Annotated in this window: 18 protein-coding genes; 3 read left to right on the top strand and 15 right to left on the bottom strand. The window is 74.0% G+C overall.

Going from position 1 to position 19167, the window contains the following annotated elements:
* Positions 1-6: 6 nt before the first annotated feature.
* The 9 genes from tsaE to galE all read right to left on the bottom strand — a co-directional run bounded on the left by tsaE (position 7) and on the right by galE (position 11184).
* Positions 7-591: a tRNA (adenosine(37)-N6)-threonylcarbamoyltransferase complex ATPase subunit type 1 TsaE gene (gene tsaE / locus NJC10_RS01055; protein WP_248115933.1), complete on the bottom strand. Its 585-nt coding sequence runs from the start codon at positions 589-591 to the stop codon at positions 7-9.
* Entirely contained in the window at positions 588-1799 is a 1212-nt protein-coding gene (alr, locus tag NJC10_RS01050; RefSeq protein WP_413466364.1) for an alanine racemase, read from the bottom strand. The genes tsaE and alr overlap by 4 nt, the downstream gene beginning before the upstream one ends.
* Positions 1800-3404 carry an NAD(P)H-hydrate dehydratase gene (locus NJC10_RS01045; RefSeq protein WP_319074069.1) on the bottom strand — a complete coding sequence of 535 codons (1605 nt, stop codon included), beginning with the start codon at positions 3402-3404 and terminating at the stop codon, positions 1800-1802. It abuts the gene before it with no gap.
* Positions 3401-3778, bottom strand: a complete 378-nt coding sequence (locus tag NJC10_RS01040; protein WP_248115940.1) for a holo-ACP synthase — start codon at positions 3776-3778, stop codon at positions 3401-3403. The genes NJC10_RS01045 and NJC10_RS01040 overlap by 4 nt, the downstream gene beginning before the upstream one ends.
* Complete coding sequence (locus tag NJC10_RS01035) at positions 3775-4527, bottom strand: hypothetical protein (RefSeq protein WP_319074067.1); 753 nt, start codon at positions 4525-4527, stop codon at positions 3775-3777. Before NJC10_RS01035 ends, NJC10_RS01040 begins: the two co-directional genes overlap by 4 nt.
* Positions 4524-6656, bottom strand: a complete 2133-nt coding sequence (gene glgX, locus NJC10_RS01030; protein ID WP_319074066.1) for a glycogen debranching protein GlgX — start codon at positions 6654-6656, stop codon at positions 4524-4526. The genes NJC10_RS01035 and glgX overlap by 4 nt, the downstream gene beginning before the upstream one ends.
* Positions 6657-6838: 182 nt before the next feature.
* Positions 6839-8074 (bottom strand): serine hydrolase domain-containing protein, encoded by a 1236-nt coding sequence (locus NJC10_RS01025; RefSeq protein WP_319074065.1) that lies wholly within the window; start codon positions 8072-8074, stop codon positions 6839-6841.
* Positions 8075-8223: 149 nt separating this feature from the next.
* A complete protein-coding gene (gene glmS, locus NJC10_RS01020) occupies positions 8224-10095 on the bottom strand; it encodes a glutamine--fructose-6-phosphate transaminase (isomerizing) (protein ID WP_319074064.1) in 1872 nt (623 codons plus the stop codon).
* Between the two features lie 45 nt (positions 10096-10140).
* Positions 10141-11184: a UDP-glucose 4-epimerase GalE gene (galE, locus tag NJC10_RS01015; RefSeq protein ID WP_319074062.1), complete on the bottom strand. Its 1044-nt coding sequence runs from the start codon at positions 11182-11184 to the stop codon at positions 10141-10143.
* A gap of 208 nt (positions 11185-11392) precedes the next feature.
* On the opposite strand from galE, the gene coaA reads away from it, so the two are divergent.
* Positions 11393-12310 (top strand): type I pantothenate kinase, encoded by a 918-nt coding sequence (coaA, locus tag NJC10_RS01010; RefSeq protein ID WP_248116156.1) that lies wholly within the window; start codon positions 11393-11395, stop codon positions 12308-12310.
* Between the two features lie 91 nt (positions 12311-12401).
* Complete coding sequence (mscL, locus tag NJC10_RS01005; RefSeq protein WP_298987216.1) at positions 12402-12848, top strand: large conductance mechanosensitive channel protein MscL; 447 nt, start codon at positions 12402-12404, stop codon at positions 12846-12848.
* 106 nt (positions 12849-12954) lie between these two features.
* Here the strand turns inward: mscL and NJC10_RS01000 are convergent, their stop codons facing one another.
* A complete protein-coding gene (locus NJC10_RS01000) occupies positions 12955-13134 on the bottom strand; it encodes a hypothetical protein (RefSeq protein ID WP_319074060.1) in 180 nt (59 codons plus the stop codon).
* Between the two features lie 3 nt (positions 13135-13137).
* On the bottom strand, positions 13138-14493 hold the full coding sequence (glmM, locus tag NJC10_RS00995) for a phosphoglucosamine mutase (protein ID WP_248115958.1): 1356 nt from the start codon (positions 14491-14493) through the stop codon (positions 13138-13140).
* A 167-nt stretch (positions 14494-14660) separates the two neighbouring features.
* Between glmM and NJC10_RS00990 the strand changes: the two genes are divergently transcribed.
* The gene (locus NJC10_RS00990; RefSeq protein WP_319074058.1) at positions 14661-15458 is read left to right on the top strand and encodes a peptidoglycan recognition family protein; all 798 of its coding nucleotides are present in this window, start codon (positions 14661-14663) and stop codon (positions 15456-15458) included.
* Positions 15459-15582: 124 nt separating this feature from the next.
* On the opposite strand, the gene ppk2 is transcribed toward NJC10_RS00990, so the two are convergent.
* From ppk2 to truA, 4 genes are all read right to left on the bottom strand, one after another.
* Positions 15583-16626 carry a polyphosphate kinase 2 gene (ppk2, locus tag NJC10_RS00985; RefSeq protein WP_319074056.1) on the bottom strand — a complete coding sequence of 348 codons (1044 nt, stop codon included), beginning with the start codon at positions 16624-16626 and terminating at the stop codon, positions 15583-15585.
* A gap of 188 nt (positions 16627-16814) precedes the next feature.
* The gene (rpsI, locus tag NJC10_RS00980) at positions 16815-17309 is read right to left on the bottom strand and encodes a 30S ribosomal protein S9 (RefSeq protein ID WP_248115965.1); all 495 of its coding nucleotides are present in this window, start codon (positions 17307-17309) and stop codon (positions 16815-16817) included.
* A gap of 37 nt (positions 17310-17346) precedes the next feature.
* A complete protein-coding gene (gene rplM, locus NJC10_RS00975; protein WP_248115967.1) occupies positions 17347-17790 on the bottom strand; it encodes a 50S ribosomal protein L13 in 444 nt (147 codons plus the stop codon).
* A gap of 313 nt (positions 17791-18103) precedes the next feature.
* A complete protein-coding gene (truA, locus tag NJC10_RS00970) occupies positions 18104-19084 on the bottom strand; it encodes a tRNA pseudouridine(38-40) synthase TruA (protein ID WP_319074055.1) in 981 nt (326 codons plus the stop codon).
* Positions 19085-19167 lie beyond the last annotated feature (83 nt).

The raw sequence follows: 19167 nt of genomic DNA, 5'->3' as shown, positions 1-19167 counted from the left end.
GCCAGTCTACGGAAGGCGCACCCCGCGCCACCGCGGCCCGTAGCCGGTCACGACGGCGGTGCGCACTTCTTCGGCCGACTCGCCCTCCTCGTCGGAGAAGTCGGTGACGATCACGGCAGGCCGGCCGTCCGACGTCGGGCCGGCCGACTCCCCGCCGCGGGCGCGGACGATCTCCACGTCGAGCCACGAGGCGTCCGGGTCCTCGGGGAACCCCGCGAGCGACTCCGCGAGCCCGCGGCCCCACTCCACCACCGTGACGGAGCGGTCGAGGCTCTCCTCGAGGTCGAGGTCGGTCAGCTCCGCCCCGGAGCGCAGGCGGTAGGCGTCCACGTGCACGAGGTCCGGCCCGTCGGCGGGTCCCGGGTGGATGCGGGCGAGCACGAACGTGGGCGAGATGACGCCCTCGCGCACGCCGAGGCCCTCCCCGAGCCCCTGCGTCAGCGTCGTCTTCCCGGCGCCGAGGTCGCCCGTGAGGATGACGACGTCGCCGGGGCCGAGCACCCGCGCCAGGGCGCGCCCGACGGCGCGGGTGCCGACGGCCCCGTCGAGCTCGACGGCGGTGGTGAGCGTGGGCGCAGGCAGGGTGGTCATGCGCGGGCCTCCCCCGTCGTCGCCGCGGCGTCCCCGGCGCTCGCCTCGAGCCCGTGGTCCGAGTCCACGTGCTCGCGCGGCACGCGGCTCCCGATGCGGGTGACGAGCTCGTAGTTGATGGTTCCCGCGGCCTCGGCCCAGGCGTCCGCGGGGATGCCCGACGTCGGGCCGAACAGCTCGACGGGGTCGCCCACGCGCTCCGCGGCGTCCGGGCCGAGGTCCACCACGAACTGGTCCATCGCGATGCGTCCGGCCACGGTGAGCCGGCGTCCGGCGACGTCGAGGGGGGCGTCCTCCGCCACGCGCGGGACGCCGTCGGCGTAGCCCAGCGGCACGAGGCCGAGCACGGTGGGCGCGGCGGTGCGGTGCCGGTAGCCGTAGGACACGCCCTGGCCGGCGGGTGCCGCCTTGACGCTCGCGAGCGACGTCCGCAGCGACATCGCGGGGCGCAGCCCGAACTCCGGCGCGGGGCGATCCGGGAAAGGGCTGAGGCCGTAGAGGCCGAGGCCCACGCGGACCATGTCCAGGTGCACGTCCGGGCGGGTGAGCGTGGCGGGCGTGTTGGCGATGTGGCGGACGGAGGGCGTCAGGCCCGCCTCCCGCAGGACCCGGACACCCGCCTCGAACGCCGCGAGCTGCGCGTCGGTCTCCGCGGCGCGCTCGGGCTCGTCTGCGACCGCGAGGTGGGAGAAGACGCCCTCGACCCGCAGCACGCCCTCGGCCTCGAGCGCCGCGGCGCGCGCGGCGAGGTCCGGCAGCGCGGCGGGCGGGCAGCCGTTGCGCCCCAGGCCGGTGTCCAGCTTGAGGTGGACCGTGGCGGGACGTCCGGCGGCGCGGGCCGCGTCGGCGACGGGCTCGATCTCCCACCCCGAGACGCCGAGGGCGACGTCGGCCGCGAGCGCCTGAGCGAACGGGGTGTCCCGCGTGTGCAGCCACGCCAGGACCGGGGCGTCGACGCCGGCGGCCCGCAGGCTGAGCGCCTCGGTCACGTGCGCGACGCCCAGGCGGTCGGCACCGGCCGCGAGCGCGGCGCGGGCCACGGGGACGGCGCCGTGGCCGTAGGCGTCCGCCTTGACGACGGCCATGAGCGCGGGGGCCGTGCCGTCGGGACGGCGGGTGCGCTCCTTCAGCGTCCGCACGTTGTGGCGGACGGCGGCGAGGTCGATGCGGGCGCGGCGTTCGAGGGGGTGGTCGGTCACGGATCCCATTCAATCAGCCCGGGTTCCGCGTGCCTCGCCCCACCACATCCGCGCCACCGTCCCCCCGACCGCGGCCGGCAGGGTCCCGGCGGTCATGCGGCCCGCACGGGCCTGGTCGGCGCCGGCGCGGGCGTGCAGCCACGCGGCCGCGGCGGCGAGGGACGCGAGGGTCGGGACGTGCTCGACCTCCCCGGCCCCGCACGTCGCGCCCTCCTCCTCGGCCGCGCGGGCCCGGCGCGCCGCATCGGCGGCCAGCACCGCGCCGAGCACGCCGGAGAGGACGTCTCCCGTCCCGCCGACCCCGAGCTCGGGGCCGCCCTCGCCCATGAGCCACGCCTCGCCGTCGGGCGCCACGACGAGCGTGCGCGGCCCCTTCAGCAGCACGGCGGCGCCGTGGGCGGCGGACCACGCCCGTAGGCGGGCGAGCTCGTCCGGGGCGTGGCCGGCGCCGTCGGCCCCCGGCACGGGGATCCGCTCGGTGAGGCGCGCCCACTCCCCCGCGTGCGGCGTGAGGACCACGCGGGCCCCGGCGTCGCGCAGGGCGGCGAGGTCCTCCGCTGTCACGAGGGTGAGGGCGGAGGCGTCCACCACGAGCGCCGCCCGCGGGTTCGCCAGGACGGCGTCGCGCACCCGGATGAAGCGCTCCCGCGCGTCGTCCTCGGTGTCCAGCCCGGGCCCGACGACCCAGGCGTCCGTGCGCTCCGGCGCGGGCCCCTCCGCCGAGACGAGCGCCTCCGGGTGCGCCGCGATGACCGCGGACCGCGTCGTCGCGGGGCCGGCGTGGTGCGCCAGCCCGGCGCCCGCCTCGAGCGCCCCGGAGGTGCCGAGCACGGCCGCGCCCGGGTACCGCGCGGAGCCCGCCACCACCCCGACGACGCCGCGCGTGTACTTGTGGCCGTCCGCCGCGGGGGCGGGGTGCAGCCGGGCCGCCGTCGGGCCGTCCATGACGCGCAGCCGGGCCGCCGGCGCGCTCGGCAAGTGGGGCCCGAGGCCGATGTCCAGGAGGCGGACGTCCCCGGCGAGGTCCGCTCCGTCGCCGAGCAGCAGGCCCGTCTTGAGCGCGCCGAAGGTGACGGTGACCTCCGCGCGCACGCCCCCGCCGCGCACCTCGCCCGTGTCCGCGTTCACGCCGGAGGGGACGTCGCACGCCACCACGGCGGCGCCCGCGGGCAGGCAGCGCGCCGCGTCCGGCACGGCGAACTCCCCCCGGAATCCGGTCCCGAGCATCCCATCCACCACGACGTCGGCCCGGGCCGGCACCACGTCCGCGGCCGTGCCGCCGGCCGCGCGCAGGGCAGCCCAGCCCTCGGCGTGCCAGCGGGGCGCGCCGTGCTCGTCCCGCGCGATCGGCACGGCGACGGCCGCCACCCCGCGGCGGCGCAGGAGGGCCAGGGCCCACAGCGCGTCGCCGCCGTTGTTGCCCGTGCCCACGAGCGCGGCGACGGTCGCGCCGGCCACCGGGCCGCGCCCGCGCAGGACCCGGAGCACGTGCTGGGCGAGCCCCCAGGCGGCGCAGCGCATGAGCGCGGCGCCCTGGCCGGCGGCCAGGAGGGGCTCCTCGGCGGCGCGCACGGCGGAGCCGGTGACGGCGAACGGGGTCGGGGATGCGGTCACGGGGTGTCCTCCTCCGCTCGCCGCTCGGCCACGACGTAGGCGGCGGCGACGTCGCCGTCGTGACTGAGCGAGAGGTGCCAGTGGGTGATGCCGAGGGCTCGGGCCTGCGCCTCGACCGTGCCGGTCAGCCGCACCTCGGGGCGGCCGTCGCCGTGCTCGGGGCGAGGGATCCAGCAGTGGTGCCACATCATGCCGGGCGGGGCGCCCATCGCCTTGGCGATGGCCTCCTTCGCGGCGAACCGCGCGGCGAGCGAGCGCAGCGGGAGGTCCCGCTCGTCCACGGTGAAGAGACGCTCCCGCAGGGCGGGCGCCCGCTCCAGCTGCGCGCGGAACCGCGGCACGTCCACCACGTCCACGCCGACGCCGACGATCACGCCGACGTCTCCGCGAGCGTGACGCCGACCGGCCGGACGCCAGCCGTGCGCACGGCGGCCTCGACGGGCATGCCCAGGGCTCGCTTGGCGAGGTCGAGCGGCCAGCGCACCACGCCGGGCAGCTCGTCGCCGCAGCCGGGCGTGAGGCCCGCCTTCCCGTACGCGAGGACCGCGTAGGCCGCCTGTCGTGCGCGGACGCCGTCGTCGTATCCGGCGTCGAACTCGTACATGGACACCGTGCCCTCCTCCTCCGGCCAGCACCGCTGCGCGAGCAGGCGGGCGCGTTCGAGGTGTTCGCCGAAGGTGAGCACCCCCAGGTCCTGCAGGCCGAGGGCCCGCATGCGCTCGCCCGCGTACATGACCTCCCCCTGGGTGGTCACCGGATCCGGGGAGAAGCACTCCACGGTGACGCCGTGCAGGCGGGGGTCGGCCTTCGCCGGCTCTCCGCACAGCTTCTCATGGCCGTCCGGCCCGAGGTGCGCGGAGACGAACACGCGGTCGGCCACGCCCGCGCCGAGCAGGTCGAGCGCCGCGTCGTAGACCGCCGGCTGGCTGTAGAGCACGAGCAGCGCGTCCACGTGCTCAGGGTTCTCCGCGTGGGGCTCGAGCGTCTGGCGGGCGGCCCATGCCGCGCCGTACGCGAGGGCCGCGATCGCCAGGACCGCGAGCGCCGCGAGCATCCACCGCGGGGCCCGGGGCCCCGCACGCCGCGGGCGCGCCGGGACGCGCCCCTCGGCCGGGCGGCTCACGCCGAGGCGTCCTCGGGGGTCTGGCGCAGGATCATGGTGGAGCGCGGCGGCAGCTCGACCACCTCGCCGGCGCGCACGATCGGATGGGTGCCCTGGGGCGCCACGTGCGAGGACGTGTCCAGGACGATCTCCCAGGCCGCGGGGAACGTGGGGCCGGGCAGGGTGTACGGCACCGGCTCCCACCACGCGTTCATCAGCACGTAGAAGTCCCGGTAGGGCTCCTCCTCCCCGTCTCGGCGCGGCAGCGCATGGCCGTTGAGGTAGAACCCGATCGAGCGGGCCTCGATGCCCCAGTCGTCCTCCGTCTTGGGCGAGGCGTCCGGCTCGAGCCACACGATGTCCGGCAGGGGCGCGTCCACGTCGCGGGCGGCGGGGCGGCCGTCGAAGTGCTGGCGCCGGCGGAACACCGCGTGCTCACAGCGCAGCCGGATGAGCGTGCGCGTGAACTCCACGAGGTTCGCGTCCACCGTGGACCAGTCGATCCAGGCGATCTCGTTGTCCTGGCAGTAGGCGTTGTTGTTGCCGCCCTGCGTCCGGCCGAGCTCGTCGCCGTGGCTGATCATCGGCACGCCCTGGCTGAGCAGGAGCGTGGCGAGGAAGTTGCGCTGCTGCCGGGCACGGAGGGTGAGGACCTCCGGATCGTCCGTCTGCCCCTCGACGCCACAGTTCCAGGAGCGGTTGTGCGAGTCGCCGTCCTTGTTGTCCTCGCCGTTGGCGGCGTTGTGCTTCTCGTTGTAGGAGACGAGGTCGCGCAGGGTGAAGCCGTCGTGCGCGGTGACGAAGTTCACGGACGCGCCGGGGCTGCGGCCGTCGCCCTCGTACAGGTCCGCTGAGCCGGTGAGGCGGGTGGCGAACTCGCCGAGGGTGCCCGGCTCACCGCGCCAGAAGTCGCGCACCGTGTCCCGGTACATGCCGTTCCACTCGCTCCAGATGCCGGGGAAGTTGCCCACCTGGTAGCCGCCCCACCCCACGTCCCAGGGCTCGGCGATGAGCTTGACCATGCGCAGCACCGGGTCCTGGCGCACCACGTCGAAGAAGCCGGAGAACATGTCCGGGCCCTTCTCCCCCTCCACGCGTGTGAGGGTGGTGGCGAGGTCGAACCGGAAGCCGTCCACGTGCATCTCGGTCACCCAGTACCGCAGCGAGTCCATGACGAGCTGGAGGGCCTTGGGGCTGGAGAGGTCCACCGAGTTCCCCGTGCCCGTGTAGTCCATGTAGTGGCGCTCGTCGCCCTCCACGAGGTGGTAGTACCCGGCGTTGTCGAAGCCGCGCAGGGAGAGCATGGGGCCCTTGTCGTTGCCCTCGGCGGTGTGGTTGTAGACCACGTCCAGGATGACCTCGAGGCCGGCCGCGTGGAGGTCCTTGACCATCTGCTTGAACTCGCGCACCTGGCCGCCGAGGTCGTCCGCCGCCGCGTAGGCGGCGTGCGGGGCGAAGAACCCGATCGTGTTATAGCCCCAGTAGTTGTCCAGCCCCTTCTCCTGGAGCGTCGCGTCGTTGACGAACTGGTGCACCGGCATGAGCTCGACCGCGGTCACGCCCAGGTGCGTCAGGTGCCCGACCACGGCGGGGTGGGCCATGCCGGCGTAGGTGCCGCGCAGCTCCTCCGGCACGTCCGGGTGCAGCCGGCTCATGCCCTTCACGTGCGTCTCGTAGACCACGGTGTCCGTGAGCTCGGTGTGCGGCGGGGCGTCCTCGCCCCAGTCGAAGTCGTCGGCCACCACCACGCCGAGCATGGTCGAACCCAGGTTGTCGGTGGTGTCCATGCGGTCCGGCTCGTCGAAGTCGTACGAGTGGTGCTGCTGGCCCCACGCGTACTCGCCCGTGAAGGCGCGCGCGTAGGGGTCCACCAGGACCTTGGCGGGGTTGTGCCACAGCCCGCGGGCAGGCTCCCAGGGACCGCGCACCCGGTACCCGTAGCGCTGGCCCGGGCCGACGTCGGCCACGTGCACGTGCCATGTGGTGTCGTGGCGCTCCTCGATCGGGATGCGCTCCTCCGTGCCGTCCTCCCCCACGAGGCACAGCTCCACGGCCTCGACCTCCCGGCCGACGGCGATGGCGAAGTTGGTGCCGGTGTCGTCCACCGTGGCCCCGAGGGGGTACGGCTGGCCGATGTCCACTGTGCGCATGTCTCTCCGAGGTCAGGCAGGGCGCGCCGGAGCCGACGCGCATCGTCAGCGAGTCTACTGGGCGGTCCGCAGACCCTCGCGGTGGCGAAGGTCTGCCCCGCCGCCGGGTCCGGACGGCGGACGGCCCCGGCGCACCCTCCCGTGGGGGTGCGCCAGGACCGGGCGGGCTGCCCGCCGGTGCGTCAGCCGATGCGCAGGCGTCCGGCGGCGGCGCCGTGGGCGGCACGGGCCTGGGCCTCGGCGTCGACGCCCCGGGGCAGGGCGAAGGCGGCGCGCAGGACGGCCGTCTGGCGTTCCCACACCTGGGCGGCTCCCTCCGCCCAGTACGGGCGGCCGACGAACGTGAACGCCATCGCGCGCGAGCCGTCGCGGCTGGCCAGGGCGAGGGACGCGGAGCCGAACCCGCCGCCGTCGTGCCCGTACAGCGTGCCGCCGGGCACCGCCGGGTCCGGCATCTGGAAGATCCCGTACCCGTAGCCGTACGGGGCGGCCGCTCCGACGGGGGTGATCATGGCGTCCACCGACGACTGGCTGACGAGGCGGCCCTGCAGGAGCGCCTGGTAGAAGCGGACGACGTCGCCCGCCGTCGCGATGACCGCGGCCGCTCCCGCGAAGACCGACTGGTCGATGACCTCGAGGCGCATCGTCTCGGCGGGACGCACCGCGGCGTCCTCCATCTCGGCGCCGCGCACGAGCGTGCCCTCCTCGAGGCGGGCGCGGTGCATGCCCGCGGGGCGGAACACGCGCTCGCGGATCAGGCGGGAGAGCGGGCGGCCCGTGACGGCCTCCACCATCAGCTGTGCCACCACGTACCCGGTGTTGGAATAGCCCCAGTCGGTCCCGGGCTCGAACCACCAGCCGTCCTGCTTCGCCAGCTCCACGAGCTCCAGCGTCGTGTAGGGGCGGGAGACGACGTCGCGGACGTGCGTGAGCGGCAGGTCCCACAGGCCCAGGTGCTCCATGATCACCCAGACGGCATCCGGCATGCCCGAGGTGTGGTTGAGCAGCTGGCCCAGGGTGACCTCCTCGCGGCCCGGCCACAGGCCGGGGAGGACCTCCCCGATCGTGGAGTCGAGGCGCAGGGTGCCGCGCTCGATCTCCTGGAACGCGAGTGTCGCGGTCATGGCCTTGGTGACGCTGGCGACGCGGGCGACCGACTGGGGGCGGGCCGGCGCCGGGGTGGTCGCGGAGCGCCGACCGGCGGCGAGCTCGAGGCGGCCGGCCGGGGAGGCCACGGCGCACACGGCGCCGACGACGGGCCACGCGACCAGGGCGTCCAGCGAGCGCTGGAGGATGTCGGCGTCCGCCCCGGCGGTCCGGGGCGCGGCGAGGGCAGACTCGGCCAGCGCGGCGGGAAGGGCGAGGCCGGCCAGGCCGGCGGCGAGCCCCTGCGTGACGGTGCGGCGGGACGGATGCATGGGTGGGCCTCCTCGGGGTCGGGGTCACCGATGTGTGACCGAGATCACCCTAGCGGCTCGTGCGCCGCGGCGCCCTCCACGACGGCGGCGGGGGGGGGGGTCCCCGGGGGAGACCCGGCCCGCCGCTGCGCGCCTGACGGCGCGGAAGGTCACTCCACCGTGACGGACTTCGCCAGGTTGCGCGGCTGGTCCACGTCGTAGCCCTTCGCCGAGGCGAGCTCGAGCGCGAAGATCTGCAGCGGGACGGTGGTGAGCAGCGGCATGAGCATGGGCTGCGTCTCCGGGACCTCGAAGACGACCTCGGCCTGCGAGCGCACCGCGGCGTCGCCCCGCTCGGCCACCGCGAAGGTGCGGGCCCCGCGGGCGCGGACCTCCTGGATGTTGGAGACCACCTTGGCGTGCAGGGAGTGGCGGTCCATCGGGGAGGGCATGACCACGAACACCGGCTGGCCCTCGTCGATCAGCGCGATCGGCCCGTGCTTGAGCTCGCCGGCGGCGAAGCCCTCCGCGTGGATGTACGCGAGCTCCTTGAGCTTCAACGCGCCCTCCATGGCCACGGGGTAGCCGACGTTGCGTCCGAGGAACAGCACGGAGGTGGCGTCCGCCATCGAGCGGGCGAGCTCCTTGACCTGGTCCGCGTTCTCGAGGATCTCGCCGATCTTCGCGGGGATGTCGGCGAGGTCCGCCATGATGTCGCTGATCTGGCCGCTGAAGAGCTTCTTGTTCAGCTGCGCGAGGTAGAGGCCGAGGAGGTAGGCCGCCGTGATCTGGGCGAGGAACGCCTTCGTGGAGGCCACGGCGATCTCGGGGCCGGCGTGCGTGTACAGCACGGCGTCGGACTCGCGCGGGATGGTGGAGCCGTTGGTGTTGCAGATGGACACCGTGCGGGCGCCCTGCTCCTTCGCGTACCGGACGGCCATGAGCGTGTCCATGGTCTCGCCGGACTGGGAGATGGAGACCACGAGCGTGCCGTCGTCGATGATGGGGTCCCGGTAGCGGAACTCGTGGGAGAGCTCCACCTCCACCGGGATGCGGCACCAGTGCTCGATCGCGTACTTGGCCACCATCCCGGCGTAGGCCGAGGTGCCGCACGCGAGCACGATGATCTTGGTGATGCTGCGCAGCTCCTCGGGCTCGATCCGCAGCTCGTCCAGCACGAGCGCGCCCGAGGCGTCCGTGCGGCCCAGCAGGGTGTCCTGCACGGCCTGCGGCTGGTCGTGGATCTCCTTCTCCATGAAGGTGGCGAAGCCGCCCTTCTCCGCGGCGGAGGCGTCCCAGTCCACGGAGAACGCCTTGCCCTGCGCGGGCGCGCCCGCGAAGTCGGTGATCTCGACGGCGTCGGCGGTGATGGTCACCACCTGGTCCTGCTCGAGCTCGATGGCGTTCCGCGTGAAGTCGATGAAGCCCGAGACGTCCGAGCCGAGGAAGTTCTCCCCCTCGCCCACGCCCACCACGAGCGGGGAGTTGCGGCGGGAGGCGACCACGCGGTCCGGGTGGTCCACGTGGACGGCCAGCAGGGTGAAGGCGCCCTCGAGGCGCTGGGAGGCCATCTGCATCGCGCGGGTCAGGTCCCCGGCGGCCCCGTTGCGGTAGATGTCGCCCAGCAGGTGGGCGGCCACCTCGGTGTCGGTCTCCGAGAGGAAGCTCACCCCCTTGGCCAGCAGCTCCTCGCGGAGCTCGGCGTAGTTCTCGATGATGCCGTTGTGGATCATGGCCAGACGGCCCTCGTCCGCGACGTGCGGGTGCGCGTTGACGTCCGTGGGGCCGCCGTGGGTGGCCCAGCGCGTATGGCCGATGCCCACCTGCGCCGCGGGCACCGGGTGCGCCTCGAGCTCGGCGGCCAGGTTGGCCAGCTTGCCCGCCTTCTTGCGGTGGTACAGCTCGCCGTCCGCCACGACGGCGACGCCGGCGGAGTCGTATCCGCGGTATTCGAGACGGCGCAGGCCCTCCATGAGGACCTCGAGGGCGCCGTGGTCCCGAGTGGTGGAGGGGTGGCCGATGTATCCGACGATTCCGCACATGCGGATGAGGATACCGGCCGCGGCCCCGGGCGCGCGCCGCCGCGCTCAGGACTCGCGGTAGCCGTGGGGGTTGGCCTCCTGCCAGGCCCACATGTCCCGGACCATCGCCTCGACACTGCGCCGGGCGCGCCAGCCGACCTCCCCGCCGATCGCGTCGACGGCCGCGCGGGACTCCCCGATGTCCCCCGCGCGGCGGCCCACGACCCGGTACGGGACGGCGCGGCCGGTGACGGCCTCGACGGCGCGGACCATCTCGAACACCGTGACGCCCTCCCCGCGCCCGATGTTCCAGACCTTCACGGCCGGCGCGTCCCGCGTGTGCTCCGTCATCCACTCGAGGGCGGCCACGTGGGCCTCGGCGAGGTCCATCACGTGGATGAAGTCGCGGATGGCGCTGCCGTCCCGCGTGGCGAAGTCCGCCCCGAACACCTGCAGCTCGGGACACTGCCCGGTGGCCACGCGCGCCACGAACGGCATGAGGTTGGCGGGCGTGCCCTGCGGATCCTCCCCCAGGCGGCCGGACGGGTGGGCGCCCACAGGGTTGAAGTAGCGCAGCACCGCCACGGAGAGCGCGGGCACGGACCCGTGGACGTCGCGCAGGACCTGCTCGGCCATCAGCTTGGAGTGGCCGTACGGGTTCACGGGCGCGGTGGGCGCGTCCTCGGCGACGGGCACGGGGGCGTCGTCGCCGTAGACCGTGGCGGAGGAGGAGAAGAGCAGGACACGCGCGCCGGCCTCGGCGGCCACGCGCGCGACCTGTGCGGTCCCGGCCACGTTGACGCTGTAGTAGGCGGCAGGCTCCCGCATCGACTCCGTCGGCGACTTCAGGCCCGCGAAGTGCACGACGCCGTCCGGCGCGTAGCGCACCACCGCGTCGGCGTAGTGCTCGGGACGGCAGACGTCGGCCTGGAGCAGGTCGAGGCGGGGGCCGCCGAGCTCGACGCCGCACACCTCGGCGGCCCGCTCGAGGGCTGCCCGGGACGAGCTGACGAGGCTGTCCAGCACCAGGACGTCATGGCCGGCGTCGAGCAGGGTGGTCACCGTGTGTGACCCGAGGTATCCGGCACCACCGGTCACGAGAACGCGCATGGGTCCGATCCTAGCGGCGGCGGGTCGGGGCCCGGGGGCGCGCCGCAGGGGGCCCGGGACGCGCCACGGAACGGCGGGCTCCGACCCGCCGCAGGGCGACCGTCATAATGGTGCGGTGACGGACACCGACGCGCTCCCCGCGAGCCCTGCCCTCCCGGCCCGGCCCCGCGAGCCCGCCCGGGCGGCCGACCACCACCGCTCTCCCTTCGTGGAGCTCGAGCGGCAGACCTGGTCCCGCCTCGCCGCGGAGATGGCCCAGCCCTTCGACCAGGCGGACGTGGAGCGGCTGCGCGGCATCGGCGACACCCTCTCCCTCACCGAGGTGGCCGAGGTGTACCTCCCCCTCTCCCGGCTCCTGGGCATCAACGTCGAGGCGTCCGGTGCGCTGCGCAGCGCGACCAATGCCTTCCTGGGCGAGCACACCGGCCGGACCCCCTACGTGATCGGCGTGGCGGGCTCGGTGGCCGTGGGCAAGTCGACCACCGCGCGCGTCCTCCAGGAGATGCTGCGCCGCTGGCCCACCACCCCCCGCGTGGAGCTCATCACCACGGACGGCTTCCTCCATCCGAACGCCGTCCTCGCCGAACGCGGGCTCATGAAGCGCAAGGGCTTCCCGGAGTCCTACGACCGGCGCGCTCTGCTCCGCTTCATGGCCGACGTGAAGTCCGGGGCGGAGGAGGTGCGTGCGCCCGTGTACTCGCACATGACCTACGACATCGTCCCCGGCGAGGAGCAGGCGGTGCACCGCCCGGACGTGCTGATCGTGGAGGGCCTGAACGTGCTCGCCCCGCCACGCACCCGCACCGACGGCACGGCCGGCCTCAGCGTCTCCGACTTCTTCGACTTCTCCGTGTACGTGGACGCCCGTGCCGACTGGATCCGCCGCTGGTACATCGAGCGCTTCATGGACCTGCGCTCGGGCGCCTTCCGCGATCCGCGCAGCTACTTCCACCGCTACGCCCACCTCTCCGACGCCGAGGCGCAGGCCACCGCGGAGCACATCTGGGACACCATCAACGGGCCCAACCTCCAGCAGAACGTGCATCCCACCCGGGGGCGGGCGCGACTCGTGCTCACCAAGAACGAGCGGCACGAGGTCACGCGGGTCCTGCTGCGCAAGGTCTGACGCCCGCCTCGTGGCCGGACCCTCGTCGCCCCGGCCCGGCCGAGCCCCGGGCACGGTCGGCGCCGGCCTCGAATGGCCATAGACTTGCCCCATGCTTCAAGGATTCAAGGAATTCATCCTCAAGGGAAACGTCATCGACCTCGCCGTGGCCGTCGTCATCGGCGCCGCCTTCAGCAAGGTGATCAACGCGGTCGTGGAGAACGTGCTCATGCCGTTCATCTCCGGGCTCGTGAAGGCGCCGGACTTCGACCAGTTCGGCGTCGTGATGCTCAATGGCAACGCCATCCAGTTCGGCGTCCTCCTCACCGCGATCGTCAACTTCCTGCTCATCGCCGCGGCGGTCTACTTCGTGATCATCCTGCCGATGAACGCCATGATCGAGCGCCGCAACCGGCGCCTCGGCATCACCCCGAAGGACGAGGAGGTGCCGGAGGACGTCGCCCTGCTCTCCGAGATCCGCGACCTGCTCGCCGCCCAGCGCGGCGGCGCCGCGGGCACCGTCACCGGCACCCCCACCGGGACCGACCCCCGCCTCTGAGCCTCCCGGCTCCCCGACCCCGACGGGCCCCGGACACCTCCCCAACGGAGGCGTCCGGGGCCCGTCCTGTCACGGGGCTCACCCGCCGGGGGCACGGGGCCGCCCCCTACGGTGCGGTGGCCGCGCCGCCGGTCTCCGCGTCCAGGCACGGCAGCCATTCGAGCGCCACGCCGCGGCCGCACACCGGGGCGTCCACGGCCGCGTAGGCCACACCCCACAGCAGCGCCAGCCCGGCCGTCAGTGCGCCGAGCAGCACCGCCCTGCCAGGCGGCTGGTCCGGGCGCACGGTTCAGGCGTGGAGCGCGAGCTCGCGCTGCACGACGGCGGCCAGGGACTCGGCCTCGCCGCGGGCGGTGTCCTCGTCCGGGGCCTCCACCATCACGCGCACCACCGGCTCCGTTCCGGACGGGCGCAGCAGCACCCGCCCCGTCTCCCCGAGGCGCGCCTCGGCCTCGGCCACGGCGGCCTGCACGGCCTCGTCCGTCCCGGCGCGGGCCTTGTCCACACCGCGCACGTTCACGAGCACCTGCGGGAGGCGCTGCATCACGCCGGCGAGCTCGGAGAGCGGGGTGCCGGTCTGGGCCACGCGGGAGGCGAGCTGCAGGCCGGTCAGCACGCCGTCGCCCGTGGTGGCGTGGTCCGCGAAGATCACGTGGCCGGACTGCTCGCCGCCCAGCGAGTAGTCCCCCAGCTTCATGCCGGCCAGGACGTAGCGGTCGCCGACCTGGGTCTCCACCAGCTGGACCCCCTCGCGGCCCATGGCCAGCTTGAGGCCGAGGTTGGACATGACGGTGACCACGAGGGTGTCGTCGCGCAGGGCGCCGCGGTCCTTCAGGGCCAGCGCCATGACGCCCATGATCTGGTCGCCGTCCACGACCTCGCCGTGCTCGTCCACCGCGAGGCAGCGGTCGGCGTCGCCGTCGTGGGCGATGCCCAGGTCCGCGCCGTGCTCCTTGACCGCCGCCTGGAGCATCTCCAGGTGCGTCGAGCCGCAGCCCTCGTTGATGTTCAGCCCGTCTGGGGAGGCGCCGATGACGACCACCTGCGCGCCGGCGGCGCGGAACGCCTCCGGTGAGCAGCCGGCGGCCGCGCCGTGGGCGCAGTCCAGCACCACGGTGAGGCCGTCCAGGCGGTGGGGCAGGGACTGGAGGAGGTGGAGGACATAGCGGTCCTCGGCGTCGGAGAAGACGCGCACGCGGCCCACGTCGGCACCCGTGGGGCGCAGCGGGTCGGCGCCCTCCAGGTGCTGGATGATCTCGTCCTCCTGCCCGTCGGTGAGCTTCTGGCCACCGCGGGCGAGGAACTTGATGCCGTTGTCCGGCGCGGGGTTGTGGGAGGCGGAGATCATCACGCCGAAGTCCGCGCCCAGGTCCGCCACGAGGAACGCGGCCGCCGGCGTGGGCAGCACGCCCGCGTCCCAGACGTCCACGCCGGACGAGGCGAGGCCGGCCACCACGGCCGCGCCGATGAACTGGCCGCTGATCCGCGGGTCCCGCGCGACGACGGCCACGGGCCGCCTGCCCGCCTCGAGGGCCTCGGCCCCGAGCACGGGGGCGGCCGCCTGGGCCAGCTGGAGGGACAGCTCCACAGTGAGGGTCTCGTTGGCCAGGCCACGGACGCCATCGGTTCCGAACAATCTCGACATGATCAGTGAGTCTACGAGCCTGAGTGGCCCGGAGCACCACCCCCGGGGTCTCGAGCGCGCCGCGCGGCCGGTACCATCGAGCCGGTGGGCCCGCGCCCGTGCGCCCGTCCGGCTCCCGGACGGGCGGCCTCGCGGCCCCCCGCCGCCCCGACACGAAGGACCCCTCCATGGCCGATCTCCCCGAGACCACCCCACGACGACGCTGGCCGCGCCGCGCCGTCCTGGGCGGCACCGGCATCGCGCTCGCCTCCGCCGCCGTCGCCTGCGGATCCGGCGACGAGGCCCCCGAGGCGTCCGCCTCCGCCGGCGGCGACGACCGCCCCCGCCTGCCCGCGCCGGAGATCCTCACGACGGACGACTGGGGCGCGGTCACGCCCGCCAACTACCTCCAGACCCTCTACGAGCGCCCCTCGTACCTCGTCATCCACCACACGACGACGCCGAACACCTCCGACGGGTCCCGCCAGGCCGCCATGGACCTCGCCCGCATGGTGCAGAAGGGCCACATCGCCCAGGGCTGGGGTGACTCCGGCCAGCAGTTCACGTTGTCCCGCGGCGGCTTCCCCATGGAGGCCCGGCACGGCTCCCGCCACGCCCTCGAGGGCGGGGAGACCTTCATGCTGGGCATCCACGCCCTCGGCTTCAACGCCTACGCCCTGGGCATCGAGTGCGAGGGCTTCTACATGGTGAATCCGCCGCCGCAGAGCCTCTACGCGGGGCTCGTGCGGCTCTCCGCCTACATCTGCCAGCAGTACGAGATGCCGCCCTCGCGCATCATCGGCCACCGCGACGTGGTGGCCACCAGCTGCTGCGGCGACGCGTTCTACGCGAAGCTCCCGATCCTGCGCGAGGACGTGCGCGCCTCCCTGGAGGCCGGCGAGTACCGCATCAGCGAGGGGTTCGGGGCGGAGAACCTCCTCGACGACGCCCACGTCAACGCGGAGTGGGTCAAGCGCAACCCCTGAGCATCCGCACCGCCGACGACGGCGCCCCACCCGAGCGGGCGGGGGCGCCGTCGTCATGCGGGGGCCTCGGCGGGCCGCCGTCGTCATGCGGGGGCCTCGGCGGGGCGCCGCGTCCCGGACGTGCTCAGCGCACGCGCGGGAAGGAGCCGCTGTCGTGGTCCTCGCCCATCTCGAACAGGTCCGTCGCGGGTGCGCAGATGAGCGGGTCCGGGGCGTGCACGATCCGCGCGTCCTTGTCCGGGTACGGGAGCGTGTGCAGCACGTGCCGGATGGCCTCGAGGCGCGCGCGCTTCTTGTCGTTGGACTTCACCACGGTCCACGGCGCGTCGGCCGTGTGCGTGTAGAAGAACATGGCCTCCTTGGCGTTCGTGTAGTCGTCCCACTTGTCGAGGGAGGCCATGTCGGTGGGCGAGAGCTTCCAGCGGCGGACGGGATCGGTCTCGCGGGAGGCGAAGCGGTTGAGCTGCTCGCGCTGGGAGACGGAGAACCAGAACTTCACGAGGTGGATGCCGGAGTTGACCAGCATGCGCTCGAGCTCCGGGGTCTCCCGCATGAACTCGAGGTACTGCGGCGGCGTGCAGTAGCCCATGACGCGCTCGACGCCGGCCCGGTTGTACCAGGACCGGTCGAACATCACGATCTCCCCGCCGGAGGGCAGGTGCTGGATGTAGCGCTGGAAGTACCACTGCGAGGCCTCGGCCTCGGTGGGCTTCTCGAGGGCCACGGTGCGGGCGCCGCGCGGGTTGAGGTGCTCGTTGAAGCGCTTGATCGCGCCGCCCTTGCCGGCCGCGTCGCGCCCCTCGAAGATGATCAGGACCTTCTGGCCCGTCTCCTTGACCCACAGCTGCATCTTCAGCAGCTCGATCTGGAGCTCGCGCTTGCGGCGCTCGTAGAGGCGTCGGCTGATCTTCGTCTCGTAGGGGTAGCCCTCGCGCCACGCGAGCGGGTCCGGGGTCGGCAGGGCCTTGTCCCCGCGCAGCTTGCGGCCGAGCTCGTGGATCTCGTCGACCTCCGCGGCGTAGTCGTGGGTCACGGCGAACGGGAGATCGGAATCCCCCGCCTCCAGCACGTGGACGGGGGTGCTCTCCGGCGACGCCGGCGCGTCGGTCTGCGCCTGGCCCTGGGCCTCCTGGGGGGCGTCCTCCGGGCGGTGGGATGAATCTGCCATGGCGGATCTCCTCGTGGCTCTCACACGTCTCGCGCCACCGGCGGGAGCCCTCACGCCCCGGGCGAGCCCCCGCCGCACTGCGGGGACCCTCACAGTCTAGGCGCCGGACGCGGCAGACCCCGCGCCACCGGGGAACGGTGACACGGGGTCTGCGGGGCGGATCCGCTCGGCCGGAGCCGAGGCGCGGATCAGCGCTTCGAGAACTGCGAGGCCTTGCGGGCCTTCTTGAGGCCGGCCTTCTTGCGCTCGATGACGCGGGCGTCACGGGTGAGGAAGCCGGCCTTCTTGAGGGCGGCGCGGTTGTGCTCGCGGTCGATCTCGTTCAGGGCGCGGGAGATGCCCAGGCGCAGCGCACCGGCCTGGCCGGAGGGGCCGCCGCCGTGGATGCGGGCGATCACGTCGTACGCGCCGGCGAGCTCCAGCAGCGTGAAGGGGTCGTTGACCTCCTGCTGGTGCAGCTTGTTGGGGAAGTAGTTCTCCAGGGTGCGGCCGTTCACGGTCCACTGGCCGGAGCCGGGGATGAGGCGGACGCGCGCCACGGCCTCCTTGCGGCGGCCGACGGCTGCACCGGGGACGGTCAGGGCGGGACGCTCGGACACGGCGGCCTCGTCGGTGGAGGCGGTGGCGGACGACTCGGAGGTGTAGCTGGTCAGCTCCACGTCCTCATGCTCATTGATGCTCATGGTTCTCCTCAGGAAAAGTCTCAGGCGGTCGCCAGGGTCACTGGGCGACCTGGCCGATCTCGAAGGTGGCGGGCTGCTGGGCGGCGTGCGGGTGCTCGGCACCGCGGTACACCTTGAGCTTGCCCATCTGCTGGTCGGCCAGCGAGTTCTTGGGGAGCATGCCGCGGACGGCCTTCTCCACGGCGCGGACCGGGTTGGTCTCGAGGAGCTCGGCGTAGCTCTGCGACTTCAGGCCGCCCGGGTAGCCCGAGTGGCGGTAGGCGCGCTTCTTCTCGAGCTTGGCGCCGGTGAGGGCCACCTTCTCGGCGTTCACGATGATGACGAAGTCGCCCATGTCCATGTGGGGGGCGAACGTCGGCTTGTGCTTTCCGCGCAGCAGGGTGGCGGTGTGGGTGGCCAGGCGGCCGAGGACGACGTCGGTGGCATCGATGATGTGCCACTGGCGGTCGGCGTCGCCAGGCTTGGGAGAGTACGTACGCACGTTGTCTGCCTTCAGGGTCGGTGATCGGTCACAGTGGCCGCGCGCTGGGGCGTGATTCCGGCGTGGGGCGCACTGTCAGTTCTCCGTGCGCGCCGGGGCTCCAGGTGAGGACTGGAAGGCGACCGGGCCCGAGGATCCCGGGGGTGCGGCGCGAGCTGAAGGCCATGCAACTGAGCCACTCGCGGCACGACGCATCCGGGTGCGGACATGCGCAACGTCTCCCCATGCTACCGGGTCCGCGTCCCCGCGGCAAAAGCGCGGGCCCACGTCCCGCGGCGCCCTTCGGGGGCGCCCCCGACGTCGACGCCCGGACTCACAGGGAGCGTCGGGCCCGTGTCCCCGCGGCGCGGGCCCGCAGCACGTCCGGGTTCGCCGGGTAGGCGACGCGGGCCAGGGTCAGCCCACCCGGCGGCGCGAGGCGCACATGGGAGTCCCGCACGCGGGCCGCCAGCCGCTCGCCCGCCCAGCCGGGAGCGCGACGCCCCTCCCCCACCTCCAGGAGCGCCCCCACGATGGAGCGCACCATGTGGTGGCAGAACGCGTCCGCGCGGATCTGGACACGGACGATCCCCTCCGGGTCCCGCTCGACCCGCAGATCCTGGACCTCGCGGATGGTGGTGGCACCCTCGCGCGGCCTGCAGAAGGAGAGGAAGTCGTGCAGGCCGAGGAGGGCGTGGGCCTCCGTCTGCATGCGCCCCACATCCAGGGCGGCGCCGTGCCAGTGCGTGCCCCGGCGGGTGAGCGGGTCCTGCGTCGCTCGGCGGTCGCTGATGCGGTACTCGTACTCGCGCCACAGGGCGCCGAACCGCGCGTCGAAGCCCTCCGGTGCACGGGCCGCGCCGTGCACCACGACGGCGCCGCCCCAGCCGGAGAGCACGCCCGCGAGGCGGCGCAGCAGGGCCTGCCCCGGGTCATCGCCCGGCCGGCCCCGGGAGAGGCCCTCCCACTCGGCGGCGGAGAGGTCCAGATGGACCACCTGGCCACGCGCGTGGACGCCGGCGTCGGTGCGCCCGGCCACCACCGTGGCCACGGGGCGGCGCAGGATCCGCTCCAGCGCCTCCTCGAGCGCGCCCTGGACGGTGGGCAGCCCCGGCTGGGAGGCCCAGCCGGAGAACGCCGAGCCGTCATAGGCGAGATCGAGCCGCACCCGGAGGCGCGCGTCGGGGACGGCGAGGTCCGCGGCGGCGTCTGCGGCGGGCGCGGCGAGGTCCGCGGCGGCGGACGGGGTGGCGTCGGCCTCGGCGGACGCGTCCCCGCGCGGGCGGATGTGCTCGGCAGAGCGGTGCTCGGTCATGGTGCTCCTGGGGGTCGACGCGACGAAGGGCCGCCCACCGAGGTGGACGGCCCTTCGCTCAGGGGATGCGCTCCCCGCCGAGG

Source organism: Micrococcus sp. M4NT (genome assembly GCF_033790745.1).
GTDB lineage: Bacteria > Actinomycetota > Actinomycetes > Actinomycetales > Micrococcaceae > Micrococcus.
This window is presented reverse-complemented; position numbering and strand designations above follow the sequence as displayed.

What these genes read in the sequence shown, in the direction of transcription:
- alr (WP_413466364.1), bottom strand. Translation starts at nt 1,799, where the DNA reads ATGGGATCCGTGACCGACCACCCCCTCGAACGCCGCGCCCGCATCGAC.
- glgX (WP_319074066.1), bottom strand. Translation starts at nt 6,656, where the DNA reads ATGCGCACAGTGGACATCGGCCAGCCGTACCCCCTCGGGGCCACGGTG.
- glmM (WP_248115958.1), bottom strand. Translation starts at nt 14,493, where the DNA reads ATGTCGAGATTGTTCGGAACCGATGGCGTCCGTGGCCTGGCCAACGAG.
- NJC10_RS01025 (WP_319074065.1), bottom strand. Translation starts at nt 8,074, where the DNA reads ATGCATCCGTCCCGCCGCACCGTCACGCAGGGGCTCGCCGCCGGCCTG.
- tsaE (WP_248115933.1), bottom strand. Translation starts at nt 591, where the DNA reads ATGACCACCCTGCCTGCGCCCACGCTCACCACCGCCGTCGAGCTCGAC.
- galE (WP_319074062.1), bottom strand. Translation starts at nt 11,184, where the DNA reads ATGCGCGTTCTCGTGACCGGTGGTGCCGGATACCTCGGGTCACACACG.
- truA (WP_319074055.1), bottom strand. Translation starts at nt 19,084, where the DNA reads ATGACCGAGCACCGCTCTGCCGAGCACATCCGCCCGCGCGGGGACGCG.
- glmS (WP_319074064.1), bottom strand. Translation starts at nt 10,095, where the DNA reads ATGTGCGGAATCGTCGGATACATCGGCCACCCCTCCACCACTCGGGAC.
- rpsI (WP_248115965.1), bottom strand. Translation starts at nt 17,309, where the DNA reads ATGAGCATCAATGAGCATGAGGACGTGGAGCTGACCAGCTACACCTCC.
- ppk2 (WP_319074056.1), bottom strand. Translation starts at nt 16,626, where the DNA reads ATGGCAGATTCATCCCACCGCCCGGAGGACGCCCCCCAGGAGGCCCAG.
- NJC10_RS00990 (WP_319074058.1), top strand. Translation starts at nt 14,661, where the DNA reads ATGGCCGATCTCCCCGAGACCACCCCACGACGACGCTGGCCGCGCCGC.
- mscL (WP_298987216.1), top strand. Translation starts at nt 12,402, where the DNA reads ATGCTTCAAGGATTCAAGGAATTCATCCTCAAGGGAAACGTCATCGAC.